Origin of the sequence: Chitinophaga sp. HK235, from assembly GCF_018255755.1 — a bacterium.
Lineage (GTDB): Bacteria > Bacteroidota > Bacteroidia > Chitinophagales > Chitinophagaceae > Chitinophaga.
Map to the genome: position 1 here is coordinate 6045008 of NZ_CP073766.1, position 12400 is coordinate 6057407.

The 12400-nt window shown below is 47.8% G+C and carries 9 protein-coding genes; 7 read left to right on the forward strand and 2 right to left on the reverse strand.

The window, feature by feature from the left end:
- Nucleotides 1–98 precede the first annotated feature (98 nt).
- The 3 genes from dnaB (at nucleotide 99) to KD145_RS22955 (ending at nucleotide 3860) form a co-directional block, all read left to right on the forward strand.
- Complete coding sequence (gene dnaB, locus KD145_RS22945; RefSeq protein ID WP_113615415.1) at nucleotides 99–1667, forward strand: replicative DNA helicase; 1569 nt, start codon at nucleotides 99–101, stop codon at nucleotides 1665–1667.
- A 104-nt stretch (nucleotides 1668–1771) separates the two neighbouring features.
- A complete protein-coding gene (locus KD145_RS22950; protein ID WP_212001965.1) occupies nucleotides 1772–3124 on the forward strand; it encodes an MATE family efflux transporter in 1353 nt (450 codons plus the stop codon).
- A 22-nt stretch (nucleotides 3125–3146) separates the two neighbouring features.
- A complete protein-coding gene (locus KD145_RS22955) occupies nucleotides 3147–3860 on the forward strand; it encodes a 16S rRNA (uracil(1498)-N(3))-methyltransferase (protein ID WP_212001967.1) in 714 nt (237 codons plus the stop codon).
- A 567-nt stretch (nucleotides 3861–4427) separates the two neighbouring features.
- Here KD145_RS22955 and KD145_RS22960 read toward each other — a convergent pair.
- Together KD145_RS22960 and KD145_RS22965 are read right to left on the reverse strand one after the other, a co-directional pair.
- The gene (locus tag KD145_RS22960; RefSeq protein WP_113615411.1) at nucleotides 4428–5192 is read right to left on the reverse strand and encodes a TerC family protein; all 765 of its coding nucleotides are present in this window, start codon (nucleotides 5190–5192) and stop codon (nucleotides 4428–4430) included.
- 24 nt (nucleotides 5193–5216) lie between these two features.
- Complete coding sequence (locus KD145_RS22965) at nucleotides 5217–6242, reverse strand: quinone-dependent dihydroorotate dehydrogenase (protein ID WP_212001968.1); 1026 nt, start codon at nucleotides 6240–6242, stop codon at nucleotides 5217–5219.
- 291 nt (nucleotides 6243–6533) lie between these two features.
- On the opposite strand from KD145_RS22965, the gene KD145_RS22970 reads away from it, so the two are divergent.
- From KD145_RS22970 to KD145_RS22985, 4 genes are all read left to right on the forward strand, one after another.
- A complete protein-coding gene (locus KD145_RS22970; RefSeq protein ID WP_212001970.1) occupies nucleotides 6534–7061 on the forward strand; it encodes an RNA polymerase sigma-70 factor in 528 nt (175 codons plus the stop codon).
- 89 nt (nucleotides 7062–7150) lie between these two features.
- A complete protein-coding gene (locus tag KD145_RS22975) occupies nucleotides 7151–8143 on the forward strand; it encodes a FecR domain-containing protein (protein WP_212001971.1) in 993 nt (330 codons plus the stop codon).
- A 226-nt stretch (nucleotides 8144–8369) separates the two neighbouring features.
- Nucleotides 8370–10916, forward strand: a complete 2547-nt coding sequence (locus tag KD145_RS22980) for a TonB-dependent receptor (protein ID WP_212001972.1) — start codon at nucleotides 8370–8372, stop codon at nucleotides 10914–10916.
- A 10-nt stretch (nucleotides 10917–10926) separates the two neighbouring features.
- A complete protein-coding gene (locus KD145_RS22985; RefSeq protein WP_212001973.1) occupies nucleotides 10927–11781 on the forward strand; it encodes a DUF4249 domain-containing protein in 855 nt (284 codons plus the stop codon).
- Nucleotides 11782–12400: the final 619 nt, after the last annotated feature.

Genomic DNA, 12400 nt, shown 5'->3' on the forward strand with positions numbered 1-12400 from the left:
CAGCATAACAGAGAATAATGCAAAATAATTGTAAACACTACCGGAAAGGCCCATTGACAGTAACCTTTTATTAACTTTTATTAATACTCTAACCATAAATGGATCTCAATCTTAAGAAGGACCGCAATGTTCGTAGAAAACCGGCCATTGAAGTGTCGTCCTTGGTGTATGGCAAGATACCACCACAGGCTAAAGAATTGGAAGAAGCTGTTTTGGGAGCCATAATGCTGGAGAAAGGTGCTTTTGATATTGTTGTAGAAATATTAAAAGGAGAATGTTTTTATGTAGAAGCACACCAGCAGATCTTTTCCGCCATGACCCGACTGGCGTCCAAGTCTATGCCGGTAGATATTCTCACCGTTACAGAAGAGCTGAAGTCAATGGGTACGCTCGAAGCTGTCGGTGGCCCCTTTACCGTGATGAAACTCACCAATGCGGTAGTGTCTTCCGCCAACATCGAAGCACATGCCCGCATCATCCTGCAGAAATTCATCCAGCGGGAACTGATCCGCATCTCCGGCGAAATCCTCACAGAATCCTATGAGGACACTGCCGACGTATTCGACCTGCTCGACAGCGCCGAATCCAAACTCTTTGAAATCACCAATAACCACCTCCGTAAAAACTACGACTCTATCGACCGTGTACTGGTGAACACCATGAAACGAATCGAAGATCTTCGTAATAAAGGAGATGATATCACCGGTGTGCCTTCCGGTTTCCCTTCACTTGATAAGGTGACTTACGGCTGGCAGTCAACGGATCTTATCATCATCGCGGCCCGTCCGTCTGTGGGTAAAACCGCTTTCGCCCTTAACCTGGCCCGTAACGCTGCACTGCATCCCCGTTTCCCTAAAGGCGCAGCGGTATTCTCCCTGGAGATGTCCTCCGGCCAGATCGTACAACGTATTCTCTCGGCCGAGTCAGAAATAAAACTGGAAAAGATCTCCCGTGGTAAACTGGAAGAATATGAGATGAAGAAGCTGATGACCCACGGTATTGAACGTCTGGCCAAAGCGCCTATCTTTATCGATGATACACCGGCACTCAATATCTTTGAGTTGAGGGCCAAGTGCAGAAGGCTGGTACATAACCACGGCGTAGGCGTTATCATCATCGACTACCTCCAGCTGATGAGCGGTAGCGGTGATGGCAGAGGGTCCAACCGTGAACAGGAAATCAGTAAGATCTCCCGTGACCTGAAAGGGCTCGCAAAAGAGTTGCAGGTGCCCGTGATCGCCCTCTCCCAGTTGAGCCGTGACGTGGAAAAACGTAAAGACGGTAATAAAATGCCTCAGCTGAGTGACCTCCGTGAATCCGGAGCGATCGAACAGGATGCCGACATGGTAATGTTCCTGTACCGTCCTGAATACTACGAGATCAACGCCAATGAAATGGGTGAGTCCAACAAAGGTGAAACCCACGTTCGTATAGCCAAACACCGTAACGGTCAGCTGGACACCATCAAATTAAGAGCGGTACTGGAATTCCAGCGCTTTGAAGATGATGGCAGCCTGGAAAATCCTGGCGGCGGCAGCCCATTCGCAGGTATCTCCCGTCCACAGCAAGGCGGTGGCGGCAATGATGAAGCGAAACTGTATATACAGAAGGGTTCCAAGATGAACGACATGAACTTTGATGAAGGGTTTGAAGATGCTCCGTTTTAGCGCATAAAATATTTGCAATAAAAGGCCGGCATCACCTGATCGCCGGCCTTTTTTGTTTACATACCTGAAGTTTTTAACCTGACAATAATTTAATCGACGAATCAATGAAACAGCTCTATCTAAAATACCGGATTTATTACAAAGACAATTTTCATTTAGCCTATCCTGTTGTTATTTCCCAGCTGGGGCATACCCTTGTAGCCCTGTCAGACAGTATCATCATCGGTCATACTGGTAAAGTGCCGCTGGCAGCAGTATCATTGGGCAACAGCCTGTTCAGTATTTTTATGGTCACCGGCATCGGCATGTCGTATGGCCTTACACCACTTATCGCTCAGGAAAACGGGCGTGGTAACAAAAGCGCGATCGGCCATCTGTTAAGCCACAGTCTTATCATCAACATGGTGGTAGGCGTATTATTATCGGCCGTGATCTATTTCGGCAGCAGCCACCTGGAACTGCTCAGGCAAGAGGCCGACGTAGCCGAACAGGCCAGACCCTTCCTGCGTTACCTCGGCTTTTCCTTCATCCCCCTGATGCTGTTTCTTTCTTTCAAACAGTTTGCAGAAGGACTGGGCTTTACGCGCCAGGCCATGAATATCAGTATTATCGGTAACGTGATCAATATCCTGATCGGTATCACACTGGTATACGGCCTTTTCGGATTTCCCCGTATGGGCGTAGTAGGCGTAGGTATCGCCACTTTTACGGACAGGCTGATCATGGGCGTCACCATGGCTTTTTATGTGCTTCGCTCTCCTCGTTTTAAACCTTACCTGCAATCGTTTGGGTTTAAGCAGTTGCAGATGGCTTCCATCAAAAAAATCCTGGGCATTGGCACACCGGTGGCCCTGCAGTATATTTTTGAAATCAGCGCTTTCAGCGGAGCGGCGGTGATGGTAGGCTGGATCGGCGCAGCCGAACTGGCAGCCCACCAGATCGCTCTCAGCCTGGCTGCCATGACTTACATGATGGCCAGCGGTATTTCCGCGGCAGCTGGTATCAAGAGTGGCAACAACTTCGGTAAAAAAGACTATCATTCCCTTCGTCATTCGGCTATCGCCAGTTATCATATGGTGCTGGTACTGATGGGGACTACCGCACTGATGTTTATGTTATTTAAAAACTTGTTGCCAGCCATGTATATCAATGATCCGCAGGTGATACATATTGCAGCCGGTCTGCTCGTGATAGCCGCTTTCTTCCAGTTGTTCGACGGTACTCAGGTGGTCGGATTGGGAGTACTCCGTGGTCTCGGCGATGTACGGATGCCTACATTTATTACACTGCTGGCTTACTGGGGTATCGGTATCCCGCTGGGCTATGTGCTGGGCATCAAACTGGAGCTGGGCGTGGAAGGCATATGGTGGGCGCTGTTGTTAGGTCTGCTGGTGGCCTCTGTGCTGTTGTTTGTGCGGTTCCATATTAAAAGCCGCAAACTGCTGGCGGAAGCTTAATCAAAAAGTTATCTTTGCGCCCATGGACCTGCCTATCTTTTATGCGCCCGATATAGTGGAAGGCGCTACTGCTTATACGATGAATGAGGATACTTCCAAATACTGTATCCAGGTGCTGCGGCATGAAAACGGTGATACCGTGTTGCTGGCGGATGGCCGTGGTCATCGTTACAGCACAGTGATCACAGACGACAACCGCAAACGTTGCAGTGTAAAGATCACCCATACGGAAACACTGCCAGCCCCTGCTCCGGCACTTCGTATAGCCATTGCCTTTACTAAAAACACCTCACGGATAGAGTGGTTTCTGGAGAAAGCTACTGAGATAGGCATCCAGACCATCATCCCCCTGGTAAGCCAGCGGACGGAAAAGGAAAAAGTGAAGGCAGAAAGACTGCAAAACATACTGGTGTCGGCTATGCTGCAATCACAGCAGTTTTACCTGCCACAGTTACAGGAGCCGCAACCTTTTGATAAGGTAGTTAAAAATGCTGCTGATCCGCAGAAACTGATCGCACACTGTTTACCGGAACAAAAAAAGGAGTTGCAACACCATATGCAGCCAGGAAAAGACACCTTGCTGCTGATAGGGCCGGAAGGGGATTTTACACCGGAAGAGATCCAGCTGGCACTGGAACAGGGTTTTGAGCCAGTGTCTCTGGGAAAAAACAGACTGCGCACCGAAACAGCCGGCATCGTTGCCGTGACATTGATGAACGCCGCGCAAAATTTTTGATCCCAGGGCTGAAGCCCTGGGCTATATTGGTTTTAAATTAGCCCGGGGTGTTAAAATAGAAAATATCCTGGGACTGAAGCATTGGGCTATATTGGTTTTAAATTAGCCCGGGGTGTTAAAATAGAAAATATCCTGGGACTGAAGCATTGGGCTATATTGGTTTTTAAATTAGCCTGGGGTGTTAAGATAGAAAATATTCCGGGACTGAAGCCCTGGGCTATATTGGTTTTAAATTAGCCCGGGGTGTTAAAATAGAAAATATTCTGGGACTGAAGCATTGGGCTATATTGGTTTTAAATTAGCCCGGGGTGTTAAAATAGAAAATATTCTGGGGCTGAAGCATTGGGCTATATTGGTTTTAAATTAGCCTGGAGTATTAAAATAGAAAATCGCCAAGGACTTTAGCCTTGGAAATAATGATATACAAAAATGAGCAGGGCCCGGGATGTGTTTCCCGGGCCCTGCTCATTTTTATCCAGCCCTAAGCCTCTGGGCTATTATTGTATCGGGCTACCAGCTTAGCCCATCTATTAAAATCGAAAATAGCCCAGGGCTTCAGCCCTGGGATTATAATTTAGGCTCTTTTAGTTCCACGGGAGTGCCATGTTTTTTGCGTACTCTCATATTCAGCATTTCTACGCCGAAGGAGAAAGCCATTGCGAAATAAACATAGTTTTTCAGGTGGAGATCATGGGCTTTGTCCGCGTCCCAGCCTTCTACGATGAGGATAGCGCCTACCATTACAAGGAAGGATAGTGCCAGCATTTTGAGGGTGGGATGTTTGTGGATAAAGTCGCTGATACGGGGTGCAAACAGGAACATGACGATCATGGCGATTATAACGGCGATGATCATGATGGGCACTTGTTTGGCGAGACCAACGGCAGTGATGATACTATCGAAGGAGAAGACCGTATCGATGAGGATGATCTGACCTACCACGTTGATCATGGAGGTGGTAGACTTGCTACTGTTGATGGATTGGGCTGTTTCTTCCTCCCCTTCCAGTTTGTGGTGGATTTCGAGCGTGGTTTTGATCAGCAGAAACAGGCCGCCTCCCAGCATGATCAGGTCGCGCAGGCTGAAGCCGTGGCTGCCGATGTGGAACAGCGGGTTGACAGCCCTGACAATGTATCCGATACAGAGCAGGAGGATAATACGTACAGCGATGCCGGTAAACATCCAGATGCGTCGTGCAGCGGGGCGTTTTTCGGCGGGGAGCCGGTTCATGACGATGGATACGAAGATAACGTTGTCGATGCCCAGCACGACTTCCATGAGCACCAGCGTAAAGAGGCTGATGAGCGATTCAGCAGTCAGAAATTGTTCCATATAGGTTGTAATTGAGATGCGGTATTATTTACGCAGCCCTGCACAGATCTTCTTTACGATGGTAGGTCCTTCGTAAATGAAGCCGGTATATACCTGTACCAGTGAAGCGCCGGCATCCAGTTTTTCCTGTGCATCGGCGGCGGTGAAGATGCCACCGGCGGCGATGATAGGAATGTTGCCTTTACTACGGGTATGGATATATTTTATCACGGCCGTGGATTTTTCTTTTACAGGGAGACCACTTAGTCCGCCTGCACCAATTTCCGTAACCGTGGCTGCCGGTGTGGCGAGGCCTTCCCGGCTGATGGTGGTATTGGTAGCCACGATACCTGCGAGTTTGGTTTCCTGTACGATTTCGATGATATCGTCCAGTTGCTCGTTGGTCAGGTCGGGAGCTATCTTCAACAGAATAGGTTTGGGTTTGAGTTTCTGTGCGTTGAGCAGTTGCAGATGATGAAGCAGCTGCTTGAGGGGTTCCTTCTCCTGCAGGGCCCGCAGGTTGGGTGTATTGGGAGAGCTGACATTTACGACAAAATAGTCTGCCACGTCATAAAGGGCGTGAAAACACTTTTCGTAGTCGCTGACAGCTTCTTCGTTGGGAGTATTTTTGTTTTTACCGATGTTGCCGCCAACGATAATATTAGATTTTTTACGTTGCAGTCTCTTAGCTGCGGCGGGGGCTCCTTCATTGTTGAAGCCCATCCGGTTGATCAGGGCCTTATCTGCCGGGAGGCGGAAAAGGCGCGGCTGGTCGTTGCCTGGCTGAGCCAGCGGGGTAACAGTCCCGATTTCAACAAACCCGAATCCGAGACAGGACAGTTCATCAATGTATTTGGCGTCTTTATCGAAACCTGCAGCCAGCCCTACCGGGTTGGAAAAATGCAGGCCGAATAATTCCCGTTCCAGTCCGCTGGTTTTAACATCACAGCAGGCTCTCAGTACATTTTTGCCAAACGGGAGCGCATAAATTGTTTTCATCCCACGCATTACAAGGTGGTGGATCTTTTCCGGCTGAATGCGGAATAACAGTTTTTTAATCAGTTGGTACATTGCGCGACAAAGATAACTATGATTTAAATGATTTTTAACTGTGATGTATATGATTTCAATGATTCTCTCTATGTGCGAAGAGGTAACGGTGATTTACCTGATTTTTCTGATTCTCCTGATGAGGAAAGAGGGGTGTTTGAGAATATTTTTATGTTTTGGAAGGAAAAAATATAAAAACATTCATTCGTCATTTATCTGAATAAGTATAACAAAAAATTAGCATAAAACGGTCTTTGGACGTCAGGAGAATCAGGAAAATCAGATAAATCATAGTTATATTTGTGCCTCATCATGTTGGAACTCCATTCATTCGAATTATTGTTCCGGGAAAATCATGCTCAATGCATAGCCTTTGCCACTCACTACATGGGAGATCCCCACGGGGCGGAGGAAGTAGTTCAGCAAGTGTTTCTGCGGCTATGGGAAAAGCGGGATAGTATAACTATTACCGGCCCGGTAAAGGCATACCTGTTTTCGGCTATCCGGAATACGGCCATCAGTCAGTGGCGTAAGGAAAATGTCAGGTCTGACCGGGAAACCTATTACAGTAATATCAGGGATACGGCCACTGAGGCCACAGACCAGGCCAGGGAACTGGAACGACTGTATCAGCAGGCGCTGGAGCGACTGCCGGAACGGTGTAGGGAAGTTTTCGTCCTGAGCCGGCAACAGCAGATGAAATATGCTGAGATTGCAGCCACCCTCGACATTTCGGTAAAAACTGTTGAGAATCATATGGGGAAGGCACTTCGTATCCTGCATGAGGAACTGAAAGAATACCTGCCCCTGTTGCTTATAATTTTATTTTCAAAAAAATAGAGGACGCATAGGGGAAGTACATTTTCCCATGCGTCTATTTATTTAGACCCCCTGCCGGTGGCAGGAACAACAAAAACTTACAACTACGCATGACATCAACCTTTTCTGATGAGGCACTGTATACCTTGCTCTGCAAGTATCTGCTGGGAGAAGCGGACAAGGAGGAGCATGCCTGGGTAGAATCCTGGTTACAGGAAGATGCAGGCAATCCCGAATTGCTGGCGTCACTTCATAAAGTGCTGCGCACCGCCACTGAACAGGCGGTGGACGTAAAAGTAGATACGGACCGCTCCTGGCAGCAGCTGTATGAAAAAATGGACGTGGCTCCCAAAGAAACACAGCCCGGGCCGGTCATGACAGCCGTGCCGGGTGGCAGAAAAGGAGGTCTTTATACCTGGCTCAAAGTAGCCGCAGTATTGCTGATAGTCCTGGGAGCAGGATGGTGGTTTATAGCAGGTAAAAAGCCAGCTGCCATTTATGCGGGGCCAATGATGGCCCACCTGGAGGATGGCAGTAGTGTACAGTTGGAGGAAGCCGCCAGGCTGGAACTGGCCAGAGGCTTCAATACCAGCAACAGAAAAGTGAGCCTGCAGGGTGTGGCTACCTTTGATGTAGCCGGCAATGCAGCACAACCCTTTATTGTGATGCTCGGACGTACAGAAGTGAAAGTGCTGGGTACCCGTTTTACGGTACGTTATGAACCCGACAAACAGGCCCTCTCCGTTCATGTTGCCAGTGGTAAGGTGATGGTGATCGATCATGAGAAAGCCGACAGCGTAGTGCTTACACCAGGCATGTTGCTGCAGCACGACAGTGTTCGTCCGGTTTTCCGTATCGCCGCACATGTGGAGGACATACAGAAAAAGTCACTTGCTTTCAGGGATACACCGCTGGAAGAAGTATTACATACGATTACAGAAGTGTATGATGTGAAAGTGGAGCTGGAAGATACTTCCCTGCTGAAGCTGACGGTCAGCACCACCTTTAATGGTGAAAGCATTGATGAGGTTATCAGTGCGCTGGCCATGACGCTTAATGCATCATGGGAGAAGACAGGTGACAGACAGTATAAATTGAAATAGACATTACCTATAACATTATGGCGAACTTGCGGGGAGATCATACCGCTGATCTCCCCGCAAGTTCGCTATTCATCGTTTGTTGCAGGTACTGTGGTAGTATATATCCCAATAACAAGTCATTCATTAAATTATGTCGTTAGCCGGAAAACTGGTGACGGGTACCATATGTATAATATTATGTTTCCCGTTAAAAGTTTCAGGGTGGGATTGGCAAACAAGAGTCACAGTGGTAGTAAGGGACCAGCCCCTAAGGGTGGTGTGTGAAATACTGGAGAAAGAATACGGCATCCATTTTTCATATAGCAGGGAACTTGTAGACTTATCCCGTAAAATTACCGTCACAGCTCATCAACAGCGGCTCAGAAGCCTGCTGGAGCAGTTGTTTGCGCCCGATGATATCCGGTTTACCCGGGTAGGAGACCAGCTGGTACTACAACAGGAAAGGCGTATCAACCGTACCATCAGCGGATATGTACAGGATGCAGTAAGTGGCGAAAAACTACCCGGAGCCACTATCTATGCCCCTTCCCTTAAACAGGGAACTACTACTAATCAGTATGGATTCTTCAGTTTAACGACTGTTAAAGATACCAACAGCCTGGTAGTGTCCTATGTAGGATACGAGTCTGCACTGTTGCCGGTAGAAGGCCAGGCCAACAGGATATTGCTGGTACCGCTGCAGCCCCTGCCCAGCCTGCAGGAAGTGGTGATCAGTGGTACAGATAAAACAAAACTGCAGGACCAGACGCAGATGAGCAAGGTAAACCTGCCACTGGCAGCTGTAAAGTCAATGCCTAAACTGTTAGGAGAAGCTGATGTGATGCGCACCCTGCAGTCTATGCCCGGCGTTGGCGGTGGTATGGACGGCGCTGGAGGTCTCCATGTACGTGGCGGCAGCCCGGACCAGAACCTTATCCTCATGGATGGCACCCCTGTATTTAACTTCTCCCATTTTTTCGGGGTATACTCCCTGCTCAATGCCGATGTGGTAAAATCAGCCGACCTCTATAAAGGCGCTTTCCCGGCCCGCTTTGGCGGACGCCTCTCCTCTGTGGTGGACATCTCCCTCAAAGACGGGGACATGCGGCATTATCATGGTGATGTGGCCATCGGAATGATATCGGCCAAGTTTAACCTGGAAGGACCTATTGTAAAAGACAAAACATCTTTCATCGTTTCTGCCCGCCGCTCTTACCCCGACCTCGTATATAACATGGCACTCAAAACAGACACCGACTTCGGAAAAGATGGTGCTTTTTTTGCCTACTTTTATGATGTCAACGCCAAAATCAACCATATCTTTTCAGCCAAAGACCGTATTTACCTGAGCTTATATAAAGGAGAAGATAATCTGCTGATCCGCACAGTACCGGATACAATGAATATGGACAATGCCGGCCGTCTTACAGAAAGCAGCCATTTTCAGCTGAAGTGGGGTAATACCATTGGCGGATTGCGATGGAATCATATCTACAATACCCGACTTTTTTCCAACATCAGCCTTAATTATTCCCAGTACGCCTTCCGGACAGAATTCGGATTTAAATACACCATGCCGGTGGTGGGGACAACCTCCGATCAGTATGGTAAATACAGCTCCCGTATGGAAAACGCCGGCATCAAAGTAGATTTTGACTACCGGCCTATGCCTAACCACTCTATCCGTTTTGGTGGTGCACTGACAGGACATTATTTCAAACCGGGCATCAGTGAATTCTCCGACAAGGGAAGTACTATAAAACCACTGGATTCTACGGGTACCGGTTTCCGGACCAGAGGGGCTGAAATGCTGCTGTATGCGGAAGATGACTGGCGGCTGCTGCCCGATCTGTTTGCCAATGTGGGTTTTCACGCTTCCGGTTTTCTGGTGGAAGGCCGCTTTTATCATTCCATACAACCAAGGCTGGGACTGCGCTATATGCTGCCACGCAACTGGGCGGTGAAAGCCTCCTATACCCATATGAACCAGTATATTCACCTGTTGTCTACAGCCGGTACTTCCCTGCCTACAGACATATGGGTACCTTCCACCCAACGGGTGGCACCCATGTATTCACGGCAGGTGGCTGCAGGTGTTGCCAAAACCAGCACCAACCTCGCTTTTGAGTTTTCGCTGGAAGGGTATTACAAGTCGATGTACAATATGATTGAGTATGCGACCAATGATATGCTGATCAATGAAGACGTGAAACGCTGGGATGAGAGTGTGGTGATTGGTAAAGGCTGGAGCTACGGCGGAGAGGTAATGGTGAAAAAACAGAAAGGTTCTACCACTGGCTGGATAGGGTATACATTGTCCTGGAGTAATCGTCAGTTTCCTGGTGTCAACAATGGAAAAATATTCCCCTATAAATACGACCATCGTCATGATGTGGAAGTTGTGTTGTCGCAACGTATCGGCAAAAGCTGGGAACTATCTGCTTCCTGGCATTATACGACCGGGGCGCCACTCACCCTGCCAGTGTCCAGTTACCATGGTGTAGGCACCGCCTCTCCCTGGGACCCCGGGAACACCGATGTGTCGGTAGACAGATACGACGGCCGCTATAACTACCGGGCTGCTGATATACACCGCCTGGATGTGGGTATCACCTACTCCAAACAGAAAAAATATTGGCGTAAAAGCTGGAACTTCAGCATTTACAATGTATACAACCAGAAGAACCCGTTCATTTATTATATGAAGCGGGATGAAATAGAAAAACAACGCTACCTGTCGAAGATAACGGTATTGCCTATACTACCTAGTATTACTTATTCTATCAAGTTTTAAAATGAATAGTATGAGAATGTTTTTTGCTGGTGGAATATTATTATTGGCAGGGCTGCTGACCAGCTGTGAACAGCGGGTGAATATTCAGTTGCCTTATGATGGCGATAAAATTGTGGTGAATAGTTTACTGCAGCCGGATAGTGTGGCTTATATCCGCGTTACCCGTAGTGTGCCGGCTAATGTTTACGATGATAGCGGGTTTCAGGAGATCAGCAATGCCCAGGTAGTGTTGCAGCAGGATGGTGTAGACCTGACACCTTTACAATCGCAGGTGATCAAAGGGCGAACCTATTTTGTATCAAAAGAAAAGATGACTACCGGTAAGGTATATACGATAAAAGCTGCTGCCAGTGGTATGATACCCGTGAGTGGAGAAGATACCCTGCCTCCTCCGCCTGTTGTCTATGATCCTGCTACACAGCGTGGCAGCACCAAGGTGCAGTTTATACTGGAAGACCGTGCCGGTGTACCGGATTACTACCAGATACGCCTTTTTACCTATGGACCTGATATGACGCCGGATACTATTCGCTCATTCCGTTTGGACCCTGTTTTAAGTAATAATCTTATCGATGCCATCGCCAATAGCTACTATCCCACGCTGATGATGAGCGACACACGCTTCGATGGCAAAACAGCCACCTTCGTGCTTGAAACGGACCTGCCCATCAATGCTTCGCAGGTAATGGTAGAGGTCAGTGCGCTGACTAAAAACGCCTACCTTTATTTCCGCTCTATATCAATGCAGCAAAGGACCACCGGAGGACTGATCACTGAGCCAGTTACGGTATTTACGAATGTGCGTAATGGCTATGGTATAGTCGCTGGTATCAATTCAAAGCGGCTGGTGTTCAAAGCGGAATAATATGCTGTTTTTTCTTTCTTAATATAAAATTTCCCGATTCGATAAACCTCTTACAGTTTTGTGACGTAGCTTTGAGAAACAAATTAACTGGCCGCAGTTTGTACCCACTATCCTCTGCATCAAACTACTGATGTTGGTAGTGTATTCATTACACTTATTGATACGATAAAAATACTTTGATGGACTTTTTTATCTGAGTCCCATCAGGAGAGTATATGTATATACTCTCCCAGCATAACCTGCGGGATAATGGCGGAAAAATTGTTCCTGCGGGCCGGTGGTTGCCCTATCCCGGGTAGGGCGACCATCATTTCTTATGCATGCTCCCCATTTTATTCTTCTTCTGAAATACTAACCTTGACGTATACACGACGCTTAATGCCGGCAGAAGGAAGACACTTTTTAGGATACCGGTTGCTAAAAAAATGTTAAGGAAACTTTCCTTTTTGCGTAAATCGTTTTCCTGATCCGATAATAGTACTTGTATACCACGGTTTACTTTTGCTGTATAAAAATATGCTTCGATACATAGAAAGAGAAAGTATCTGTTGTTTGTAACACCATTATTAGTAAAGAGTGATGAAACAAAAGTCCTGACAGCGGCCGTACAACCGGCCGC